We start from the raw sequence: 22,490 nt of genomic DNA on the forward strand, positions 1-22,490 counted from the left end.
CCCTCTTCCCCGCCTCTTCCGGCCTTCGCGCCAGCCTCCCCTCCCCGCGTCCCGCGCACATCCGCCGCACGCCCAAAGATTGGACATCGCGGCACTGTCACCAAAATTTCATTTAATTCATCCGATGATATGCCGTTAAGTTCATCGTCTTCGCCCGTTCCGGCCTGTCCATGTCCGCTCCCGCGCCACACCTGCACGCGACGCCTGGCGTCGGGGCGCTGATCGCCCAGCGCCAGCTGCGCGCCGTCTTCCAGCCCATCGTCGATTTCGAGGATGGCGCGATCCTCGGCTATGAAGGCCTCATTCGCGGGCCGGCCGGCTCGCCGCTCGAAACGCCCGCCGCCCTCTTCGCGCGCGCCGGCGACGAACAGTGCACCGCCTCGTTCGAACGCGCGGCCGCCCGCACCTGCATCGAAACGTTCGCCAGGCTCGACTGCCCCGGCAAGCTGTTCCTCAATTTCAGCGCCGACGCGCTGCGCCAGCTCACCGCCGCCGGCGACGCCGCGCTCGCCCTCTTCGACGGCCCGATCGACCCCACGCGCGTCGTGATCGAGCTCACCGAACAGAGCGCCATCCACGACTTGCGCAACTTTTCGCCCGTCGTCGAGACGCTGCGCGCGGCCGGCGCCCAGTTCGCGCTCGACGACTACGGCACGGCCAACGCCAGCCTCAACCTCTGGGTGCAGTTGCAACCCGATGTCGTGAAGATCGACCGCTTCTTCATCCACGACATCGCCCACGACGCGCTCAAGTTCGAAGCCGTGCGCGCCATGCAGCATTTCGCGCAGGCGAGCGGCGCACGGCTCGTGGCGGAAGGCATCGAGAACGCTGCCGACCTGATCGTGCTGCGCGACATGGGCATCGACTGCGGCCAGGGCTTTTTCTTCGGCCGCCCCAACGTGGAGCCGCTGCGCGTGCTCGCACGCGAAGCGCGCGAGGCGATTCGCGCGGACCATATCGCCGTGTTCCCCGAGGCCACGCGCAGTGCCGCCACGCAGCCCGCGGGCGGCGGCGCGCCCGCCAGCAAGATGCTCGTGCGCGCGCCCGCGCTGCCGCGCCAGGCGACCAACAACGATGTGCTCGACCTGTTCAACGGCCAACCCGACCTGCACGCGGTGGCCGTGGTGGAAGACGAAGCGCCTGTCGCGCTCATCAACCGGCGGGCGTTCATGGACCGCTATGCGCTGCCGTATCATCGCGAGCTGTTCGGCAAGAAGGCCTGCCTGCAATTCGCCAACGCGCAGCCGGTGCTGATCGAGCAGTCGATGACGGTCGAGCAGATGGCGACGCTGCTCGTAAGCGACGACCAGCGCTATCTCGCCGATGGCTTTGTCATCACCGATAACGGCCGCTACGCCGGCCTCGGCACCGGCGAGAGCCTCGTGCGCGCCGTGACGGAGGTGCGCATCCAGGCTGCGCGCTATGCGAACCCGCTCACCTTCCTGCCGGGCAATATCCCCATCAGCTCGCATATCGAGCGTCTGCTTTCGCACGACGCGGGCTTTCACGCGTGCTACGTCGACCTGAATCTGTTCAAGCCCTTCAACGATCAGTATGGGTATTGGCAAGGCGACGAGGTGCTGAAGTTCGCGGCGACAGTGCTCGCCGACGCCTGCGACCCCACACGCGACTTTCTCGGCCACGTGGGCGGCGACGACTTCCTGATCCTGTTCCAGAGCGAGACGTGGCGCGAGCGCGCGCGCCAGGCGATCGAAACGTTCAACGAGGGCGCGCAGCGCTTCTACGCACCGGGCGACCGCCTCGCGGGTGGCATTCACGGCGAGGATCGCCACGGCAACGCCACCTTCTTCACCTTCGTGACGATGGCGATAGGCTGCGTGCGCGTGGCACCTGGCGAGGGCGCGCAGCACAGCAGCGATGCCATCGCCTCGCTCGCGGCCCTCGCCAAGCGCCGCGCGAAACAGGAAGCGAGCGGGCTCGTCGTGATCGACGGCAGCGCGAGCGCCAACCTCCTCCCCACGCTCGGCTCGACATCAGGCGAAGCCGCCGGCGCGTCATAACGGCCTGAACCTCCCCTGCGGCAGCCCAGAATATGAATGGGCCGGCCGCGCGGCTCATGCCGCGCGCCGGCCCGTTTTACTTTCGTTGCCTGGTTGTTGCGCCGTCGCTAGATCGTCCCCATCAAGACCAGCACGACCACCACGACGACGATGATGCCGAGCGTGCCCGAAGGCGCATAGCCCCACGAGCGGCTATGCGGCCAAGCTGGGAACGCGCCAATGAGCAGCAGGATCAGAATAACCAGAAGCAGGGTGCCGAGCATGATGCCTCCGTATGTTGAATGTTGGCGTCCGCCTCTCCGCAACCGTCGTGCCCGCACTCGTTTAGCTAATTTTACTAAACATGAATGTTTGCGTTTATTTCATTGTTTACTGGTATTTACCTGGAATTCGAGGCGTAGATTCGGGTTTTTTGAACAGATTTTTACTATACAATCGCCGCACACCTGACCACACCCGGAACGCTCGCCGCGCCACCGCCAGCCAGGAATCATGGGGACAACCATTCGTGACGTCGCGCAAGCCGCCAACGTGTCGATCGGCACGGTGTCGCGCGCGTTGAAAAACCAGCCGGGCCTGTCCGAGGCGACGCGCGAGCGCATCGTCGAAGTCGCGCGCGCGCTCGGCTATGACTGCGCGCAACTGCGTCCGCGCATTCGCCGGCTCACCTTCCTGCTCCACCGCCAGCACAACAACTTCGCGGCCAGCCCGTTTTTCTCGCACGTGCTGCACGGCGTGGAAGACGCCTGCCGCGAACACGGCATCGTGCCCGCGCTGCTCACCGCCGGCCCCGCCGACGACACCGCCCAGCAGTTGCGCCTGCACGCGCCCGACGCCGTCGCCGTGGCGGGCTTCGTCGAGCCGGAAATGCTCGCCGCGCTCGTCGCCCTGCAACGCCCGCTCGTGCTGATCGACCTGTGGGCGCCGGGTCTGCGCTCAGTGAATATCGACAACGCGGCGGGTGCCGCGCTCGCCATGCGGCATCTGTTCGAGCTGGGACGGCGGCGCATTGCGTTCATCGGCGGCTCGCTCGCGCACTACAGCATCGCGCAGCGCGCGCTCGGCTACCGGCGCGCGTTCTTCGAGGCGGGCCTGCTGTTCGACCCGTCGCTCGAAACGACGATCGACGGCGGGCTCGATCCCGACACGGGTGCGTCGCTCGCCATGCAGCGTTTGATTGACGCGGCGCGCGCCGCATCGCGCCCGCCGCCCGACGCCCTCTTCGCCTACAACGACGCCGCCGCGCTCGCGGCCATGCGCGTGTGCCTCGCCAATGGCCTGCGCGTGCCCGAGGACATCGCCATCATCGGTTTCGACGATATCGCGGGCGCCACGCACGCCACGCCGCCGCTCTCGACGATCGCCGTCGACAAGGAAGCACTCGGGCGGCGCGGCGTCGAGCTGCTGCTCGAAGAAACGCCTGCCGCGAGCGAAATCCGTTTGCCGGTACAGCTCGTCGCGCGTGCGAGCACCCTGGGTGCGGCGTCATCGAATCTCGTCGCCCCGCACACCATCCGTCACGCAGCAAGCACGCCACAGAGCGCCTGACGCGCTGCTGAAACACGCTGAACACACATTGAAAATACGCTGAAGCCACGTCCAAGCCAGAAGAGAAAGCCATGACGATGACCGCCGACACCGCCTCCTCCGCCACCGCACATCCCGTCGCCGCGCCGGGCGTCGCGAGCTTTCGCGACCGCGGCTTCCTGCTCGGCCACGTCCAGGACACGCTGCGCTTCTACGCGCCGAACGTGCTCGATCCATCGGGCGGCTTTTTCCACTACCTCCGCGACGACGGCTCGATCTACAACGCGCACTCGCGACACCTCGTGAGTAGCTGCCGATACGTCTTCAACTATGCGATGGCGTATCGCGAGTTCGGCGATGCGCAGCACCTGGAGTACGCACGCCACGGCCTGCAGTTCCTGCGCGAGGGCCACTGGGACCCGCAACTGCAGGGCTACGACTGGGAGATCGACTGGCGCGACGGCAAGAAGCGCGTGCTCGACGCCACGCGCCACTGCTACGGCCTCGCGTTCGTGCTGCTCGCCTACGCGCATGCGGCGATGGCCGGCATCGAGGAAGCGCGGCCGATGATCGGCGCGACCTTCGATCTGATGGAACATCGCTTCTGGGACGGCGCGGCGGGCCTCTACGCCGACGAGGCGAGTGCCGACTGGATCGTCTCGGGCTATCGCGGCCAGAACGCCAACATGCACACGACCGAGGCGCTGCTCGCGGCCTACGAGGCGACCGGCCATCTCGTGTATCTCGACCGCGCCGAGCGCGTCGCCTCGAACATCACGCTGCGCCAGGCGAAGCTCTCGCAAGGGCTCGTGTGGGAACACTTTCACGCGGACTGGTCGGTGGACTGGCACTACAACGAGGAAGACAGCTCGAACATCTTCCGTCCGTGGGGCTTCCAGCCGGGCCACCAAACGGAGTGGGCGAAGCTGCTACTGCTGCTCGAACGTCACCGGCCGCTGCCCTGGCTGCTGCCGCGCGCAATCGAACTGTTCGACGCCGCCATGGCGCACGCCTGGGACAACGATCACGGCGGCCTCTACTACGGCTTCGGCCCGGACGGCACCGTGTGCGATCACGACAAGTACTTCTGGGTGCAGGCGGAAACCTTCGCCACGGCGGCGCTGCTCGGCAAGCGCACCGGCAACGAGCGCTTCTGGGACTGGTACGACGAAATCTGGCGCTACAGCTGGGCGAATTTCGTCGATCATCGTTACGGTGCGTGGTATCGCATCCTCACCTGCGACAACCGCAAGTACAGTGACGAGAAGAGCCCCGCCGGCAAGACCGACTATCACACCATGGGTGCGTGCTACGAAGCGCTGAACGCGCTGCCCGGACGCGGCATGGCGCCGGTCGCGGGCCGCGAGGAAGCGACCGCCGCCGCTGGTGGCATGACAGGCACGAGCGGCCAGAACTAAACAGAGGAACACGACGATGAGCACCTGCAGCACCGGCCCGGACTTTTCGTCCGGCTTCCCGGCCTTCATCTCGGCCGGCGACATCCTCACCGATCTCGTGCGCACCCCCGCGCCCGAGGGCACGCCGCACGCTTCGCAGCCCGGCTCACCGGGCATGGACTCGCACTGGCGCGCGCATCCTGGCGGCGCGGGCTGGAACGTCGCGCGCGCGGTCGCGCGCCTCGGGCTGCCCACGGCGAGCGTGGGGGCGCTCGGCGTCGACAACTTCTCGGACGAACTCTGGAACGCGAGCGTGGCCGCCGGTCTCGACATGCGCTTCATGCAACGCGTGGAGCGCGCGCCGCTGCTCGCGATCGTGCATCAGACGCATCCGCCCGCGTACTACTTCATCGGCGATAACAGCGCCGACCTCGCCTTCGATCCGGCGAAGCTGCCCGAAGGCTGGCGCGCGCACGCGAAGTGGGCGCACTTCGGCTGCATCAGCCTCGTGCGCCAGCCGCTCGGCGAAACGCTCGCCACGCTCGCCGCCGAGCTGCGTGCGGCCGGCGTGAAGATCAGCTTCGATCCGAACTACCGCAACCTCATGGCGCACGGCTACGAGCCGATCCTGCGCCGCATGGCCGCGCTCGCCGATCTGATCAAGGTCTCCGACGAAGACCTGCGCATGCTGTTCGCCGGCAAGAGCGAGGCCGAAGCCATCGAAGCCGTGCGCGCGCTCAATCCGGCCGCCACGCTGCTCGTCACGCGCGGCGCGCAGGCTGCCACGCTCTATGTGGGCAACGAGGTGATCGAGGCGGCGCCGCCGCGCGTCGAAGTGGCCGATACGGTGGGTGCCGGCGACGCGTCCATCGGCGGGCTGCTGTTCAGCCTCATGAGCGCGCCGCAGCGCGACTGGCGCCAGCATCTCGCCTTCGCGCTCGCAGCGGGCGCGGCCGCCTGCCGCCGGCCCGGCGCGCATTCGCCGACGCTCGACGAAGTCGTCGCGCTGCTCGCCGACTGAAGGCGCACGCGGCGCACTGCCGGACACCGCGCGGGGCTGACACGAAAGCGCCGCGCCGGCGTCATATGCGTGTCCCGCAGCCGCGCGGGCAACGTGCTAGCATGGAATTTCCCTCTTGTTGCGGGTCAGGCGCGACGTTCGCACGCCTCATTCCACGCGGCCCGTCGAGGGGTTTCCTTCCACGAGGAGCACGTTATGGAAGACGTCAGCTACACCAAGGGGATCTACACGGCGGTCGCCTCCGTGCGGCCCATGAACGCCGGCCAGTACCAGGGCCTGGTCTCCCTGGCGCGCGACGACGGCGAGGAACTCGAAAACGCGGTGTATGAAGTCGAAGCCGCATCGGGTACGCCGGAAGAGGCTCTCGAAGAAGCCAAGGCGCTGGCGCATCGCATTCTTGGCGAACTCGAACTGTAGATCGCCGCGGTGAACCCAGTGCCCACTCAGGGACTGCCGGCAGCGCTGCATGAGACGGGGGTGCTCTGCATGGGACCAGAGTCAGCGTTAAGGCGCCAACTCTGGTCGACAGCCCTGCATGGGACCAGAGTAAGCGCTAAAGCGCCAACTCTGGTCGACAGGAGGTTAGCCATGTCCGAACAGCTCTTTCTATACGGCGTCTACGCCATCCACGTGCATCCCCTCGAACTGCAGGGCGCTCGCTGGGACGCCGAGTATCAGATCACGCATCGCGACAAGGCCGTGCAGCCGTGGGTCACGGTCGGCGGCAACGCGGGCTTCGAAGCGCCCACGCAAGCCGTGGACGCGGCGCGCCGCCAGGCCATTGCCGATATCGAACACGGCGCGGGCATACCGAAGCCGCACGGGTTTCCGTAAGCCTTTCGTTCGACGCTGGTCCTGCCGCGTCTCACACCTGCTCTCGTAGCGCCAGCCGCGCGTCGCGCCTTGCCAGCACCCGTTGGCGTCTCCCCGCTTTGGCGTGCACTGTAGCCCCTTCGCCGCGCGCTCCACCTGCCCGCTTGTCCTGACCCTGCGGCATTGCTACGCTCTTCTCCTTACTTCAGATCCGCAGGGACCATCATGACGTCCGAGACGCCGGAGCGCTTCGCAAACCAGGAAGCTGCCCAGCAAGCCGAATCGGCACCCGAGGCTTCGCCCGGCGTGGACATGGCGGCCTGCAAGGCCGAAACGCCCGCGGGGCCGAGGCAAAAACCCAGACGCGGCACGCCGCGCAAGCTGACGATGGGCTCGCGCGAGGTGCTTGTCTACGGCATGCCGCAGGCCTGGGGCGACTTCTACCACACGGCGCTCACCATGCGCTGGCCCACGTTCTTTGCGTCGCTCGCGGCCCTCTTCCTGTTGATGAACGGCGTGTTCGCGTGCCTCTATCAGCTCGGCGCCGCCCCCATCGCCAACCAGTACCCGCAGGGCTTTCTCGGCGCGTTCTTCTTTAGCGTGGAGACGCTCGCCACCGTCGGCTATGGCGACATGCATCCGCAAACGCTCTACGCGCATATCGTCGCCACGCTGGAAATCTTCGTCGGCATGTCGGGTATCGCGTTGGCGACCGGCCTCGTATTTGCGCGTTTCTCGCGGCCGCGCGCGAAGATCATGTTCGCGAGCCAGGTGGTGGTGCACCCCATCGAAGGCCGCATGACGCTGATGGCGCGCGCCGCCAACGCCCGCCAGAACGTGATCGCCGAAGCGGGCGCGAAGCTGCGGCTCATCCGCATCGAGACCTCGTCGGACGGCTTTCGCGCGAGGCGCATCCACGACCTCAAGCTCGTGCGCGACCAGCATCCGCTGTTTACGCTGGGCTGGAATCTCATGCACGTGATCGACGAGTCGAGCCCGCTCTACGGTGTCACGCCCGAGACGCTGGCCGAGCAGCACGCCACGCTGCATGTCGTGATCGAGGGCTCCGACGAATCCACCGCACAGACCATGCAGGCGCGCTTTAGCTGGTCGGACCAGCAGATCCGCTGGGGCTACCGCTACGTCGACCTGATGAGCGACGCGGACGGCGTGAGCACGATGGACTACACGCACTTTCACGATGTCGTGCCGTTCGATCGGGCGAAGCCTTACGCACCTCGGACGCTCTGATGGATTAGCCCGAAGGCCGATCCAGACGGGCTTACGGCGGGGAAGGGAAAATCTCTCTCCAAATTCGCCCGACGCGGGTAGGCTCTCGCGCGAATAGACCGCAGCGCCGGAGAGTTAGCAATAAATTTCCGTCATTGGCGAGAAAAAATAGAGTCTCTTTCGCCGCTCTCTTCGGAGGGCGTACGACAGCAATAGCTTTGCATAGGACCGCAGTAAGCGCTGAAGCGCTAACTGCGGTCGATACATGGAGACTCCCCCAATGACCGCGCGCCCCGCGTTCGGCGACACGCCCTCGCCGCTTGATACGCCGCCCCTCGCTGATTACAAGCTCACCGACAACCTCACCGCCACGCGCGGCCGCATCTTCCTGACCGGCACCCAGGCGCTGATCCGCCTCGCGCTCATGCAGCGCGCGCTCGACCGCGCGCATGGCCTGAACACCGCGGGCTTTATCAGCGGCTATCGCGGCTCGCCGCTCGGCATGGTCGATCAGCAGGCATGGAAGGCGAAGAAACTGCTCGAAGCCGCCGACGTGCGCTTCCTGCCCGCCATCAACGAGGAGTTGGGCGGCACCGCCGTGCTCGGCACCCAGCGCGTGGAAGCGGACGCCGAGCGCACCGTCGAAGGCGTGTTCGCGATGTGGTACGGCAAGGGCCCGGGCGTCGATCGCGCCGGCGACGCGCTCAAGCACGGCAACGCCTACGGCTCGTCGCCGCACGGCGGCGTGCTCGTGGTGGCTGGCGACGACCACGGCTGCGTGTCGTCGTCCATGCCGCATCAGAGCGACTTCGCGCTGATGGCGTGGCACATGCCTGTCGTGAATCCGTCGAACATTGCGGACATGCTCGAATTCGGCCTGTATGGCTGGGCGCTCTCGCGCTACTCGGGCGCGTGGGTGGGCTACAAGGCGATTTCGGAAACGGTGGAGTCGGGCTCGACCGTCGATCTCGATGCAATCAAAACCGACTGGCAAGCGCCGGATTTGGCAACTGCGGGTTTTACGCCGCCGCCGGGCGGCCTGCACAACCGCTGGCCCGATCTGCCGAGTCTCGCCATCGAGCAGCGCCTCGCCGCCAAGCTCGACGCCGTGCGCCACTTCGCGCGCCTGAACAGCATCGACAAGTGGATCGCGCCGAGCCCGCACGCGAACGTGGGCATCGTCACCTGCGGCAAGGCGCACCTGGACCTGATGGAAACGCTGCGCCGTCTCGATCTCACCATCGAGGACCTGGATCGCGCGGGCGTGCGCATCTACAAGGTGGGCCTGTCGTTCCCGCTGGAGATGTCGCGTATCGACGCGTTCGTCTCGGGCCTCACCGACGTGCTCGTGATCGAAGAAAAAGGCCCGGTGATCGAGCAACAGATCAAGGACTACCTCTACAACCGCAAGGAAGGCGCACGCCCCACGGTGATCGGCAAGCACGCCGAAGACGGCACGCTGCTGCTCTCGGAGCTGGGCGAGCTGCGCCCCTCGCGCATCCTGCCTGTCTTCGCCGCGTGGCTCGCGAAGCACCGGCCCGCGCTCGACCGCCGCGAGCGCGTGGTCGATCTCGTCGCGCCGCAAATCCTCTCGAACGCCGCCGACGCCGTGCGCCGCACGCCCTACTTCTGCTCGGGCTGCCCGCACAACACGTCGACCAAGGTGCCCGAAGGTTCGATCGCGCAGGCCGGCATTGGCTGCCACTTCATGGCCTCGTGGATGGAGCGCGACACCACGGGCCTGATCCAGATGGGCGGTGAAGGCGTGGACTGGGCGGCACATTCGATGTTCACGAAGATGCCGCACGTGTTCCAGAATCTCGGCGACGGCACCTACTTTCATTCAGGCATCCTTGCGATTCGCCAGGCGGTGGCGACGAAGACCAACATCACCTACAAGATCCTCTACAACGACGCCGTGGCAATGACGGGCGGCCAGCCCGTGGACGGCAGCATTTCCGTGCCGCAGATCACGCGTCAGGTGGAGGCCGAAGGCGTCTCGCGCTTCGTGGTGGTGAGCGACGAGCCCGAGAAGTACGACGGTCATCACGGCCTGTTCCCGAAGGGCACGACGTTCCATCACCGCAGCGAGCTTGATACGGTCCAGCGCGAACTGCGCGAAACGCCGGGCGTGACCGTGCTGATCTACGACCAGACCTGCGCCGCCGAAAAGCGCCGCCGCCGCAAGAAAGGCGAATTCCCCGACCCGGACAAGCGCCTCTTCATCAACGAGGAAGTGTGCGAAGGCTGCGGCGATTGCGGCGTGCAGTCGAATTGTCTGTCGGTCGAACCTGTGGAAACGGAGCTTGGCCGCAAGCGCCGCATCGACCAGTCGTCGTGCAACAAGGACTACTCGTGCGTGAACGGCTTCTGCCCGAGCTTCGTGACCATCGAGGGCGGCAAGCTCAAGAAGGCCGCAGGCGCGGCGTTCGATCCGCAGGCGCTCGCGGCGCGCGTGAATGCGCTGCCGGTTCCGGCCACGCAGCTCGACAACGCGCCCTACGACATCCTCGTGACGGGCGTGGGCGGCACCGGTGTCGTAACGGTGGGCGCGCTCATCAGCATGGCCGCGCATCTGGAAGGCAAGAGCGCTTCGGTGCTCGACTTCATGGGCTTCGCGCAGAAGGGCGGCTCGGTGCTCTCGTTCGTGCGCTTCGCGGCGACCGACGCGCTGCTCAACCAGGTGCGCATCGACACGCAGCAGGCCGACCTGCTGCTCGCCTGCGACATGGTGGTGGGCGCCAGCGCCGACGCGCTGCAAACGGTGCGACACGACCGCACGCGCATCGTCGTGAACACGCATGAGATTCCGAACGCGTCGTTCGTGCAGAACCCAGAAGCGAACCTGCACGCCGATGCGCTGCTCGCGAAGATGCGGCACGCGGCGACGAATGGCGCAACGTCGGCGCAAGATCCGCTCTCAGCTTGCGACGCCCAGGCGCTCGCGCAGCGTTATCTCGGCGACACGATCGGCGCGAACATCGTGATGCTCGGCTTTGCGTGGCAACTTGGCCTCGTGCCGGTTTCGTTCGCGGCGCTCACGCGTGCCATCGAACTGAACAACGTGGCCGTGCAGGCGAACCTGTTCGCGTTCTCCATCGGCCGCATGGCCGCCGCCGACCCGGCCGCGCTCGAAGCGCTCGACACGCAACGTGCGGCAGCCGCGAAAGCCACGGCGCGCAAGCTCACGCAAACGCTCGACGAACTGATCGCCGACCGCGAAGCGCGTCTGCTCGCTTATGGCGGCGCGAGCTGCGTGAAGCGTTATCGCGCGCTGGTCGACGCCGCACGCAACGCCGACAAGCGTGCTGAGAAAACGCTCGCGCGCGCCGTCGCGACCACGTTCTATCGGCTGCTGGCCGTGAAGGACGAATACGAAGTCGCGCGCCTGCACGCCGACCCGGCGTTCCGCGCCGCGCTCGAAGCACAGTTCGAAGGCACGGCCGGCAGCGATTTCACCGTGAAGTTCAACCTCGCGCCGCCGCTCATCGCGCGCGAGAAGAACGGCCAGCCTCCGCGCAAGATGCAGTTCGGCCAGTGGCTGTGGAGCGCATTCGGGCTGCTGAAGAAGGGCCGCAGCGTGCGCGGCACGTGGCTCGATCCGTTCGGCAAGACGCTGGAGCGCCGCATGGAGCGCGCACTCGCCGGCGACTACGAGGCGACGCTGCGCGGTGCGTTCGCAAGCCTCACCGCCGAAAACGCAGACGACATTGCCAAGCTCGCCAATCTGCATCAACGTGTGCGTGGCTATGGGCACGTGAAGCTTGCGAACCTCGCGGCGGTGAAACGCAGCGAGCGCGAACTGGCGGCGCGCCTTGCCATCGACGTGAAGACGAGCACGGCAGTGCAAGAGGCACTCGCGTCGTTCAAGGGCGCGGGCGCGTTGCGCGGCATTCCGGTGGTCGTGGCGAAGTAAGCTGAGGTGAAGCTGGCAAGCGCGCGCCGTTCATCTGAATGGCGCGCGCTTTTTTTATGAATCAGGCGTCGAGCAAGTTCCGCACGCGCAGCACCTGGCTTTCGTCGACGGGAGCGAGCCCTCTACCGTCAACGCGCACGCCCGAGCCAAAGTGAACCGCGCGCAAGCGCGTCGCGCTCACGAATTGCGCAACGCGATCGACCCTCAGTCCCGCGCCCGCGAGCACCGTGCAATGCGTGTGCGCCGCACGCTGCACGAGCGTTTCGATTTGCGCCTGCGCGTCCAGCACCGAAGGCTTGCCGCCCGACGTGAGGACGTTCGTCACGGCGTCGAAACCGAGCAGCACGTCGAACGCTTCGTGCAGATCGCGCGCTTCGTCGAACGCGCGATGAAACGTGAGCGGCATGCCGTCGGCGGCGTCGATCGCGCGCTGCATTCCTTCGCGATCCACTTCATGCGAAGGCGTGAGCATCCCGATCACGACCGCATGCGCGCCCGCGAGCTTCGCGGCGCGCACGTCGCGCAGCATGACCTCGTAATCGTTCGAATCGTAAACAAATGACCGGCTGTGCGGCCGCACGATCACGTTCACGGGAATCGCCACCGCCGCGACCACGGCTTCGATCATGCCGATGCTCGGCGTGAGGCCGCCCTCGCCCATCGCGGTAACGAGTTCGAGACGATCCGCGCCGCCGCGCTCAGCGGCTTGCGCATCGGCGACAGTGGTCGCGATGACTTCCAGCAGAACCCGTTCATGTTGCATGTTTGCGCGCCATGTCGTGAAGAACACGACATGATCGCAGATGCACGCCTACTCGAACCAGTCGATATCGCCGCACAATACGCACAGGCGCTCGCCCACCTGCACCGCCATCGAAAGCGTCAAGCACGGCAGCGCCTCGTTGATCGACAGATACGGTCCGGTCACGTGCACGCGCCCCGGCGTCACGAGCGCCGAGCGGAAATACGGCCTGCGCAGCCAGCTCGCGCCTTGCGCGTCCTCCAGCGGCAAAAAGCGCGCATCGCGCTCCGCGCGATCGACGCGCAGCACCACGTTGCGGCCCGCCTGCCTGCCGTTCGAATCGAGCAGATAGCAGCGCGCCGCATGATCGAGCGCGAGGAAGTTCCAGCACACCTCCTCCAGCGGTTCGCCAGCCGAGAGCCGTTCGGCCGCGCGCTCGAACGCACGCTGATAAGGCGCCAGGCGATTCGTCTCGCCGCGTTCGCGCGTTTCGGTCTGCTGACGAAAACGCTCCGTCGCCTCGGCGATCACACCTTGCGCCTGGGCGGCGTCGGCGAGTCCGGGCGCTGGCCGCGCGAAGAAGAAGCCCTGCACGAAGTCCGCGTTGCACGCGAGCGCGAGCTGCGCCTCGTGTTCCGTCTCCACGCCTTCGATCAGCACGAGCTTGCCCGCGTCGTGCAGGAGCGCGACGAGCGCGGGCAGCGTTGCGGCCATGTCGGCGCGATGCTGCGCGTGCATGAGCATGATGCGGTCGAGCTTCACGATGTCGGGATTGAGCTGCCACACGCGGCCAATATCGACGTTGCCCGCGCCGAAGTCGTCGAGCGCCACGAGAAAGCCACGCTCGCGAAACGTCGCCACGGCCTGCGCGAGGGCGTCGAGGTCCGTCGCCTCGTCCTCCAGCACCTCCAGCACGACGCGCCGCGGCGCGATGTTCAGCCGCCGCAGGTTCGCGAGCAGCGCCGCCGAGTGATACGCCTCGATCAGCGTGCCCGGATGCACGTTGAGAAAGAGCCACTCGCGCTCCGCGCCGAGCAGCGCGAAGTTCTCCAGATGCAGCCCCTGGGCGAGCCGGTCCACCAACAGCGCTTCGCCCACGCGCGCGGCGTCGCCGAACACGTCGAGCGGCGAGACCGGGCGGTCGAGTGGATCGTGCGCGCGCAGCAGCCCTTCGTAGCCCACCGCACGCATGTGCGAGAGGCTGAACACCGGCTGGAACACGCTCGTGAGCGTGAGGTCGCCATGGTGTGCGCTGTAGCGCTGCAGCCCCGAAGTGACGCTGAGATCGAAGCCGTGGGGGGCCACGGCTGTTTTGTCCTGTTGCTCTGTGATCATGCCATCCTCTAGCGCGTAGGAAGGACGCTGCAGTCCGCACAGCCTCTGCACGGCCTGCGCTTTCCTCCATAGCCTGATTTTCGTTGCGTCACAGGAGGGATCAAGCAAGGTCCGTGCTCGCTCGCACTGCGATCTGGCACGCATCGGGAAATGCGTTCGCGCCCATCGCGTGCGCAGCGATTGGGCACGCCATGCACCACGCGAGACATCGCACGGCGCACCGATATCGTGCGCCTTTCCACGCGCCTTTGCTTTAATCGTGGCGCACACAAGGCGGACAAATTGCCGCATTTTCGGCAAATATCGGGCTTGCCACGCATTCGCCGTGCGCGCTTCGCGACGGCTTACAGACGCGTCGGGCTAAACTGTCCCTCGACCGGCGCGCCCCTCTCTAATGCGCGCCAGAACGCAGTGCCGCACCGCGCGTGAAAAGAGGCGTCCGTCCCCTCTTCAGCGCTTCCCCGCCTGTTCCGTTTGGCCCCCGCTACGTTTTTCGATGGACATCCTCTTCACCGTTCTCATTCTGCTGCTTGCTGTCGCCGTGTCCGGCGTCATCACGCGCACCGTGCCCCTCAAGCTGCCGTTGCCGCTCGTGCAGATCGGCATTGGCGCGCTTCTCACGTTTCCGCTCGTGAATCCGCACGTCACGTTCGATCCCGACATCTTCATGGCGCTGTTCATTCCACCGCTGCTGTTCGCGGATGGCTGGCGCATGCCCAAACGCGAGTTCTTCATGCAGCGCCGCGCGATCCTCATGCTCGCGCTCGGCCTCGTGCTGCTGACGGTCGTCGCCGTGGGCTATTTCGTGCACTGGCTCGTGCCGCAGATCTCGCTGCCCGTGGCATTCGCGCTCGCCGCCGTGCTCTCGCCCACCGACGCCGTCGCGCTCTCGGGCATCGCGGGCAAGGACCGCATTCCCGCGCAGCTCATGCACATCCTCGAAGGCGAAGCGCTGATGAACGACGCCTCGGGCCTCGTCGCGCTCAAGTTCGCCGTGGCGGCCGCGCTCACCGGCTATTTTTCGCTGCGCGCGGCGGCGCTCAGCTTCGTCCTGATCGCGGCGGGCGGTCTCGCGCTGGGGGCGGCGATCGGCTGGCTCTTCAGCTTTGTTTCGGAGCGCTTTCTCAACGTGAACGAAGACGGCGACCCCGCGCCCGGCGTCGTGCTCACCTTGCTGATTCCGTTCGCGGCGTATCTGTTCGCCGAGCACCTCGACGTGTCCGGCGTGCTCGCGGCCGTTTCCGCCGGCATGACGATGAACTACACGAGCATCGCGCACAAAGGACCGGTGTCGACACGCGTGCGCGCAACGAGCACCTGGTCGATGATCGAGTTCGTCTTCAACGGCATGGTGTTCACGCTGCTCGGCCTGCAGTTCCCGGGCATTCTCGGCAAGGCGCTGCTCGACGCGCACCACACGAGCAACGTGCAAATGCTGCGCCTCATCGGCTATATCGCCGCCGTGCTCGCAGCGCTCTACGCCATGCGCTTCGGCTGGGTGTGGCTGCTGCGCTGGGTGGCGAGCCGCCGCGCCGCGCGTCACGGCGTGACGAACGCGGTACCGGGTCTGCGCACCGTGGCGATCACGACGGTGGCGGGCGTGCGGGGCGCGGTGACGCTCGCGGGCGTGCTCTCGCTGCCTGTGGCGCTCGCCAACGGCAGCCCGCTGCCGGGGCGCGACAGCGCCATTTTCATTGCGACAGGTGTGATTCTCGCGTCTCTGCTGGTGGCGATCGTGGGCCTGCCGCTCTTGCTGCGCGGCGTGCGGCGCGGCGCGCAGGGACCGCACGCGGCCGAGGAGCGCGCGGCGCGCATCCAGGCGGCGCAAGCGGGAATCCGCGCCGTGGATGCGGTGCACGAAAAGGTGAGCGAGGATCTCGACGAATCGCAGGCCGCCTACGCCGCCGACACGACCGCGCGCGTGATGGACACCTACCGCCGGCGCCTCGCCTCGCTCGACGCCGACCGCGACCGCAGCGCGAACGCGCGCCGCGCTGACGCGCTGGAACTGGAAATGCGCCTCGCCGGCGTGCGCGCCGAACGCGCGACGCTGCTCAAGCTGCGCAACCTGATGCAGATCAACGACGAAACGCTGGCGAAGCTGATGCGCGAAGTCGATCTTTCGGAAACCGCGATGACGACGCGCGGGCGCAATCGCAACTGAGCGCGCGCCTCGCGCAGAGTAGAAAAACGGGAGAAAGAAAACGCGGCGCCGAGGACCGGCGCCGCATATCGCGCTAAGGCGGTGAGGCTTAAACCGCCGCTTCCTGCGCCGGTTTGCGGCGCAGCAGCGCGTAGAGAATGATCGCGCCGAACGTGGCGGTGCCGATGCCGCCCAGTCCGAAGCCGCCGAGCTTGAGCGAGAAGTCGCCCGCGCCGAGCACGAGCGTGACCGCAGCGACGATCAGATTGCGGTTGTCCGAGAAGTCCACCTTGTTGACGACCCAGATACGCGCGCCCGTCACGGCGATCAGACCGAACACGACGATCGAGACGCCGCCCAGCACCGGGCCCGGAATCGTCTGAATGACGGCGCCGAACTTCGGCGAGAAACCGAGCACGAGCGCGATGACCGCGGCGATCACAAACACGAGCGTCGAATAGATTTTCGTCACGGCCATCACGCCGATGTTTTCCGCGTAGGTCGTGACACCCGTGCCGCCCGCGAAGCCCGAGACAATCGTGGCGAGCCCGTCGCCGATGAACGCGCGGCCCACGTAGCGGTCGAGGTTGTAGCCCGTCATCGCGGAGACAGCCTTGATGTGGCCGAGGTTCTCCGCCACCAGAATCACGGCGATCGGCACGAGCAGCGTCATGGCGTGCGGGTCGAACACAGGCGCGGTGAACTTCGGCATGCCGAACCAGGCGGCGTTCCCGACGATCGAGAAGTCGATCGGCTTGCCCATGCCCATGCCGTTCGTGACGATCGCGTAGATCACATAGGCGATCAGGAGGCCGACGAGAATCAGCAAACGCTGCAGCGTGCCGCGCGTGAACACCGCCACGCCACCCACGCAGAGCACGGTGACGATGGCCATCCACGAGTCGAAGATCGAGCCGCTCACGCCCTTCACCGCGATGGGCGCGAGATTCAGCCCGATCACGCAGACAATCGCACCGGTCACCACCGGCGGCATGAGCGTTTCGATCCACTTGGTGCCGACAGCCGAGACGAGCAGGCCGATCAGCGTATAAGCCACGCCGCACGCGATGATGCCGCCGAGCGCGACCGGAATGTTGGGATTGGGTCCCTGCCCGCCGTAGCCCGTCACGGCGATCACGAGACCGATGAACGCGAAGCTCGAACCGAGATAGCTCGGCACGCGCCCGCCCACCACCACGAAGAACAGCAGCGTGCCGACACCCGACATGAAAATGCACAGGTTCGGGTCGAAGCCCATGAGCAGCGGCGCGAGCACGGTCGAGCCGAACATGGCGACGACGTGCTGCACGCCCATGGCGAACATCTGCGGCCAGGCCAGCCGCTCGTCGGGGGCCACGACGCTGCGGGCGTCACCCGTCTGCGCGCGCCAGCGGGGGAAATAGGAGTCGGACATGGGTTCCTCTTGTCGGCGTGATTTGCGGTTTTGGTTCTGGTTTTGATCGTTGGCGCGCACGCATCGATGCAACGGCCGCCCTTGATGCAGGTCAGGCGGGAGTGTACGGAGCCGCAATCGGCGTGGCAAGCCGGATGTCGGGCGTCCGAAACCACCGCGGCAGCCGTCGACGTGAGTTATGAAGTCAACATCGAATGGAGTTTCAGATTCCTCCTATATGGAGGGTGGGATGCCGGATTTAGACTGGCCTTGCTGCGTGACCCCCACGAGAGTTCATGCAGAGTTTGTAAGTTGTAAACTCTCCGACTTCCCCGCTCCTGCCCCCCGCTGGAGCGGTTTTTTTTGCCCGCGCAATTTGAGCCCTTCGCCCGTTCAGGCGAATGCGGCTTCCGCCAGTTCCCGCGCATAGTCGCGCACGTCTTCCGGCCAGGGCGCGCTAGCCGCTTCGAAGCGGCTACGCTCGCCCGCGTAAAGCGCGCGCAGCGCCTCCTCGTAATCCGGAAGATTGCCCGCCAGTGCAGTCATGAAGCGGTGCGCGGCTTCCTGGGCCGCGCGCACGCGTTCGCGTGCCTCACTCGCATGGCGCGCGGCGTCCACGAGTCGGCGCAGCACCACCGAGGCCCCGCCAGGCTGCGCGCCGAGCCAGTCCCAGTGGCGCGGCAACAGTGTCACCTCGCGCGCCACCACGCCAAGCTTCGGGCGGCCGCGGCCGCGCGGTGCGTCGTCCGGGGCTGCTTCGTCGACGACGTTCGGCGCGGCTGCACTTTCCGCACGGCTCGCCTGCGCGACGATGCGCGCCTCGATGTCCTGTTCCGTGCCGCGCAAATCGAATTCGACCGGGCGCGCGTCGCGGTCGTCGAAGACCAGCACCGGCGCGCCGTTTTCGTTCCCGTTTTCATTCACTTCGCGCTCGAGTGCCGCCTTGACCGCCAACGCCACCTGAAGCGGCGCGCCGCGCGCGATCAGGCGCGCGCCCGCAAATGCCGTACAGCCGTTCGCCACCACCATGGTGTTCTCCGTCTTGATATCCAATGATGAGCGAATATTATCCGGGTAAATTACATTACGCAATATCATCCGGGTAAAATTTGATTGCGGTCAGCCGGAGCGGCCTTCGACATCCGCACCGCGCGTGTCGTCGGTCGTAGCGGGCAGCCACGCCGCCACGCGGTTGCGGCCCGAGCGCTTGGCCGTGTAGAGCGCCGCGTCGGCGGCGTCGGTCAGCGCGCGCCAGTCGGCAAACGCGCTTTGGGTCGTGCAGGCCACGCCCACGCTCACGGTGAGCACACCGTTCGGGCTGCCGGCGTGCGGCACCGCCAGCGCCTCGATCGCGGCGCGCACCTTTTCGGCCAGCGCGAGCGCCTGGGCCTCGCCCGTTTCGGGCAGCAGCAGCACGAACTCCTCGCCGCCATAGCGCGCCGCACAGTCCGCCGCGCGGCGTGCGTGTGCGCCGAACGCGTGCGCGACGGCCGCGAGCGCGTCGTCGCCCGCGAGGTGGCCGTAGCGGTCGTTGTAGAGCTTGAAGCGGTCCACGTCGAGCAGCACGAGCGCGAGCGGGCTGCCCGAGCGGCGTGCGCGCGCCCATTCGTGGTCCGCGCGGGTTTCGAACGCGCGCCGGTTCGCGAGCGACGTGAGCGCGTCGGTGCCCGCCTGCACGCGCAACTCCGCCTCCACCGCGCCACGCTGGCGCAACTGGCGCGTGAACATCAACGCGAGCGCGATCAGCGAGATGTCGAGCATCGACGTGAGCGTGCCGATGATCCACGCGCGCACGCGCCATTCGCGGTAGATGTCGTCCGCCGCGACGGCGACACTGAACACGAGCGGATAACCCTCCACGCGCCGCAGCGCGAACCAGCGCCGCACGCTGTCTACCGGGCCGAGCGAAAAGAAACCGCTAGCCTGCGATCGCTGGAAACGCTGGAAGAGCACGGATTCCGCAACGCTTTTGCCGATCAGCGCCGGATCGTACGGGCGGCGCATGAGCAGCGTGCCGTCGGCGAGCGTGAGCGCCACCGCGCCGTTCGTGCCGATGTCCACGCCGCTGAAAAGCTGCCGGAAATAATCGAGCCGCATTGTGCCGACCACCACGCCCGCGAACGAGCCGTCGGGGTTCGAGAGACGGCGGCTCAATCCGATGGTCGCGTTGGCCGGCCCGTCGCGTGGAATGAACGGGTGGCTCACAAAGAGGCCCACGTGCGTCGAGTCGCGCTGCGCGATGAAATAGTCGCGGTCGGCCACATTGAGCGCGCGCGGCGGCACCGAGCGCGAATCGAACACCACGTCGCCCGCCGCGTTGGTGACGAAGATCGCGCCGAGATTCTTCGCCGTGGCCGAGCGGTCGAACAGCAGGTTCTGGCGGATGTCGGCGGGGAGCGAGGCGAGCCGCGGATCGTCGATGGCGTCGACGACGGCCTGCAGCGATAGGTCGTAGACGTCGAAATTGCGCGCCGTGTCGCGCTCGAAAAGCAGCGCCATATTGGAAGCGGAAGCACGGGCGCTCGCGAGCGCGTCGTGCCGCATCTGCGCCATGACCCATGCGGCGATCAGCGTCAGCGCTGCGGCCAGCGCGATGCCGATGGCAAGCACGGCGTTCGGTCGGCGGATCATCATCTCGGGCCTTCGGGGGCTGGCCTTGCAGTGGCGCCGGTTGCCGGGCGCTTGCCTGCGCCCGACCGTGGACGATGCCCGACGCCGCGCGCGCCGGGATGCAGTCGAGTGTATAACGGCCGGCGGGCGCATGTTGTGCGTATGCATTCATCCTCGCATGCCGCATCAGGCGTGGCTATGCGGGCAAGTCCGGTCGAGGGTGGCGTTTGGGGCGCGGCTCGATTTTTCGCCCTATTCTCCTGAATAAAGTGCGTTTCGAGAGGCGTGCGTTTTGTTAGTCTGGATTCCTCTGCTTTATGGCGAGTCTGCGTATGCGCTTGTCATGCGGCGTGGTCAGTTGTCGCGCACGCCAACGATGGCGCGCGCCTCGATCCACGCTCGCCACTGGCGGCCGAAGTCGAAAGCCGGGTCGATGTCGAACGCTTGCGCAAGCGCGTTGTCGAGCGTGGCGCCGTCGCGCAGCGCCACAATCGCCGCGTGCGCGGCGTGCGTGTGCACGAGCGCCGTGGGCCGCCATTGCGGCCGGACCACGAGCGCCCACGACGGCACATCCACACGCGCAGGCCAGACGCCGCCCGGCTGGTGTGCCCGCCAGATCGCCACGGCATCGAAGCGTAAAGCGAGCGCGGCGCAGGCGGGGTGCACCGCGAGACGCGCTCGCGCAAGGCGCTCTGCGCCGAGCGCTTGCCATTGCTGCGCGTTGATAGGCGTGGCGTTCGCTGCGTAGCTGGCTACGTGCAGCGCCCATTCGAGTCGCGCGACATCGCCGAAATACGCATAACGTGCGTCGGTCTCGTAACGCTCGATGAATTCGGGCAGTTGCGCGCCGAAGCGGTTCAGATCGGCATCGCGCGAAGGATGCGCGCGCGCATAGGCTAGCGCGAGTGCGTCGAACCAGGTCTCGCCGGTCAGGGCCGCGAGCACCGGATACGCGTTCGCGAGCGCAAGCCGCCGCGCCACGCGAGCGTTGCCGCGATACAGGCCCATGCGCTCGTGCAGCAGCGCGGCATCGGCGGGAAGCAGCTCGCGAGCGAGCGCCGCATCGCCCCTGGGATCGTCCAGTGCTGCGGTGAACGCCTGTTGCGTCGCTTCGAGCGTGTTGCGCACTGTCATGAGCGCAGCTCGGTTGCGTTGCGCGCGTGCTTCGCGAAGCGTTCGCGCGCGAGACGCGCCTCGTCGAGCAGCACTTCGAGCGCCGGCACCGCCGTGTCCCACTCGATGAGCGTGGGCGTCGCGCCAAAGCGCTCGAGCGCGGCCTCGAACAGCGACCAGACCGCCGGCGCGACGCGCGAACCGTGATCGTCGATCACGGCAGCGGGCGTCGCGCGATGCCCCGCCAGATGAATCTCTCCGACGATCTGCGGCGGCAGCATGGCCATGGCCGCCAGTGCATCCTCACCGTGGTTGCATTGATTCACGTAAAGATTGTTCACGTCGAGAAGCACGCCGCAGCCCGTGCGCTGCGCGAGCGCGGCGAGGAATTCGGCCTCGCCGTAGCTATCGTTGCGAAATCGTACGTAGGTCGAAACATTTTCGATCAGCACGGTACGGCGCAGCGCGTCCTGCATCTGCGAGACGCGCGCGCTCAAGTGATCGAGCGAGGCTTGCGTGAGCGGCATCGGCAGCAGATCGTGCAGCGCGCCTTGCGCGCTCGCGCCCCAGCAGAGATGCTCGGAGACAACAGCAGGCTCGATGCGCGCCACCAGCCGCGCGAGCCTCGCGAGATGCGCCGTATCGAGCGGCGCAGCCGAGCCGAGCCCGAGCCCCACGCCGTGCAGGCTCACCGGCAAATCGCGGCGCACGGTTTCGAGCACGTGCAGGTCGTAACCGCCTTCGCCGAAGTAGTTCTCGCTGTGGACTTCGATCCAGTCGACCGCAGGCGGCCCCGCCATGAAGGCCTCGTAATGCGCGTGACGCAGGCCAATGCCCACGCCACTCAGTGCATCTGGCGCGCTCATCTTGCGCGTCCCGCGTTGCGCGCCGCCTCAGCCGCGAGGCTCATTTTTCCGGCATGCCGCCAAGCTTCTCGCACGTGCCCTTCGGCATGGTCTTGAAGTCGCCCTTGTCGTGATCGACCTTGGCCTGGCCCGCGCAGTCGTGCACGCCGGTCTTGCTCGAACAGTCGTTCTGGCCGGCCTTGGCGACGCCGTAGCAATTCACGGTGTCGTCCGCCTGGGCCACGCCCGCGCCGGCCGTCGCAAGACCCGCGAGTGCGGCGGCGATCAGCGCCTGGCGGCCGAGAGAGTTCTTCATGGCGTTTCTCCTTGAATTTCGAAATGGGTTTCGCAGTAAGCGATCGGGATACGCAGCCGTCGCAACGC

Annotated in this window: 18 protein-coding genes; 9 read left to right on the forward strand and 9 right to left on the reverse strand. The window is 66.9% G+C overall.

Going from position 1 to position 22,490, the window contains the following annotated elements; all coding sequences use genetic code 11:
- Positions 1 to 170 precede the first annotated feature (170 nt).
- A complete protein-coding gene (locus M3I54_RS07110; protein ID WP_254334174.1) occupies positions 171 to 2,021 on the forward strand; it encodes a phosphodiesterase in 1,851 nt (616 codons plus the stop codon).
- A gap of 107 nt (positions 2,022 to 2,128) precedes the next feature.
- Here the strand turns inward: M3I54_RS07110 and M3I54_RS07115 are convergent, their stop codons facing one another.
- Positions 2,129 to 2,284: a DUF3309 family protein gene (locus M3I54_RS07115; RefSeq protein ID WP_035512102.1), complete on the reverse strand. Its 156-nt coding sequence runs from the start codon at positions 2,282 to 2,284 to the stop codon at positions 2,129 to 2,131.
- 229 nt (positions 2,285 to 2,513) lie between these two features.
- Between M3I54_RS07115 and M3I54_RS07120 the strand changes: the two genes are divergently transcribed.
- The 7 genes from M3I54_RS07120 (at position 2,514) to M3I54_RS07150 (ending at position 11,925) form a co-directional block, all read left to right on the forward strand.
- Positions 2,514 to 3,569, forward strand: a complete 1,056-nt coding sequence (locus tag M3I54_RS07120) for a LacI family DNA-binding transcriptional regulator (RefSeq protein ID WP_254334176.1) — start codon at positions 2,514 to 2,516, stop codon at positions 3,567 to 3,569.
- Positions 3,570 to 3,640: 71 nt separating this feature from the next.
- Positions 3,641 to 4,966: an AGE family epimerase/isomerase gene (locus M3I54_RS07125; protein WP_254334178.1), complete on the forward strand. Its 1,326-nt coding sequence runs from the start codon at positions 3,641 to 3,643 to the stop codon at positions 4,964 to 4,966.
- Between the two features lie 16 nt (positions 4,967 to 4,982).
- Positions 4,983 to 5,966, forward strand: a complete 984-nt coding sequence (locus tag M3I54_RS07130) for a carbohydrate kinase (RefSeq protein WP_254334180.1) — start codon at positions 4,983 to 4,985, stop codon at positions 5,964 to 5,966.
- Positions 5,967 to 6,161: 195 nt separating this feature from the next.
- Positions 6,162 to 6,383, forward strand: a complete 222-nt coding sequence (locus M3I54_RS07135; protein ID WP_028201740.1) for a hypothetical protein — start codon at positions 6,162 to 6,164, stop codon at positions 6,381 to 6,383.
- Positions 6,384 to 6,554: 171 nt separating this feature from the next.
- Positions 6,555 to 6,800 carry a hypothetical protein gene (locus tag M3I54_RS07140; protein WP_028201739.1) on the forward strand — a complete coding sequence of 82 codons (246 nt, stop codon included), beginning with the start codon at positions 6,555 to 6,557 and terminating at the stop codon, positions 6,798 to 6,800.
- Positions 6,801 to 7,091: 291 nt separating this feature from the next.
- The gene (locus M3I54_RS07145) at positions 7,092 to 8,030 is read left to right on the forward strand and encodes an ion channel (RefSeq protein WP_254334449.1); all 939 of its coding nucleotides are present in this window, start codon (positions 7,092 to 7,094) and stop codon (positions 8,028 to 8,030) included.
- A gap of 259 nt (positions 8,031 to 8,289) precedes the next feature.
- Positions 8,290 to 11,925 carry an indolepyruvate ferredoxin oxidoreductase family protein gene (locus M3I54_RS07150; protein ID WP_254334182.1) on the forward strand — a complete coding sequence of 1,212 codons (3,636 nt, stop codon included), beginning with the start codon at positions 8,290 to 8,292 and terminating at the stop codon, positions 11,923 to 11,925.
- Positions 11,926 to 11,986: 61 nt separating this feature from the next.
- On the opposite strand, the gene M3I54_RS07155 is transcribed toward M3I54_RS07150, so the two are convergent.
- Both M3I54_RS07155 and M3I54_RS07160 read right to left on the reverse strand, forming a co-directional pair.
- Complete coding sequence (locus tag M3I54_RS07155) at positions 11,987 to 12,688, reverse strand: copper homeostasis protein CutC (RefSeq protein WP_254334183.1); 702 nt, start codon at positions 12,686 to 12,688, stop codon at positions 11,987 to 11,989.
- 48 nt (positions 12,689 to 12,736) lie between these two features.
- Positions 12,737 to 14,002: an EAL domain-containing protein gene (locus M3I54_RS07160; protein WP_254334185.1), complete on the reverse strand. Its 1,266-nt coding sequence runs from the start codon at positions 14,000 to 14,002 to the stop codon at positions 12,737 to 12,739.
- A gap of 496 nt (positions 14,003 to 14,498) precedes the next feature.
- Here M3I54_RS07160 and M3I54_RS07165 point away from each other — a divergent pair, with 496 nt between their 5' ends.
- Positions 14,499 to 16,166, forward strand: coding sequence for a Na+/H+ antiporter (locus M3I54_RS07165; protein WP_254334187.1), 1,668 nt, complete (start codon positions 14,499 to 14,501; stop codon positions 16,164 to 16,166).
- A gap of 88 nt (positions 16,167 to 16,254) precedes the next feature.
- On the opposite strand, the gene M3I54_RS07170 is transcribed toward M3I54_RS07165, so the two are convergent.
- From M3I54_RS07170 to M3I54_RS07195, 6 genes are all read right to left on the reverse strand, one after another.
- Positions 16,255 to 17,559 (reverse strand): solute carrier family 23 protein, encoded by a 1,305-nt coding sequence (locus M3I54_RS07170; RefSeq protein WP_254334189.1) that lies wholly within the window; start codon positions 17,557 to 17,559, stop codon positions 16,255 to 16,257.
- A gap of 372 nt (positions 17,560 to 17,931) precedes the next feature.
- The gene (locus M3I54_RS07175) at positions 17,932 to 18,567 is read right to left on the reverse strand and encodes a DUF2239 family protein (protein ID WP_254334191.1); all 636 of its coding nucleotides are present in this window, start codon (positions 18,565 to 18,567) and stop codon (positions 17,932 to 17,934) included.
- Positions 18,568 to 18,657: 90 nt separating this feature from the next.
- Complete coding sequence (locus tag M3I54_RS07180) at positions 18,658 to 20,172, reverse strand: sensor domain-containing diguanylate cyclase (RefSeq protein WP_254334192.1); 1,515 nt, start codon at positions 20,170 to 20,172, stop codon at positions 18,658 to 18,660.
- A gap of 330 nt (positions 20,173 to 20,502) precedes the next feature.
- A complete protein-coding gene (locus M3I54_RS07185; protein ID WP_254334194.1) occupies positions 20,503 to 21,282 on the reverse strand; it encodes a DNA-binding domain-containing protein in 780 nt (259 codons plus the stop codon).
- The gene (locus tag M3I54_RS07190) at positions 21,279 to 22,127 is read right to left on the reverse strand and encodes a DUF692 family multinuclear iron-containing protein (RefSeq protein ID WP_254334196.1); all 849 of its coding nucleotides are present in this window, start codon (positions 22,125 to 22,127) and stop codon (positions 21,279 to 21,281) included. The genes M3I54_RS07185 and M3I54_RS07190 overlap by 4 nt, the downstream gene beginning before the upstream one ends.
- 40 nt (positions 22,128 to 22,167) lie before the next feature.
- Entirely contained in the window at positions 22,168 to 22,422 is a 255-nt protein-coding gene (locus M3I54_RS07195) for a DUF2282 domain-containing protein (RefSeq protein WP_028201731.1), read from the reverse strand.
- Between the last annotated feature and the right edge of the window lie 68 nt (positions 22,423 to 22,490).

It is taken from the genome of Paraburkholderia sp. CNPSo 3274 (genome assembly GCF_024206475.1).
Classification (GTDB): Bacteria; Pseudomonadota; Gammaproteobacteria; order Burkholderiales; family Burkholderiaceae; genus Paraburkholderia.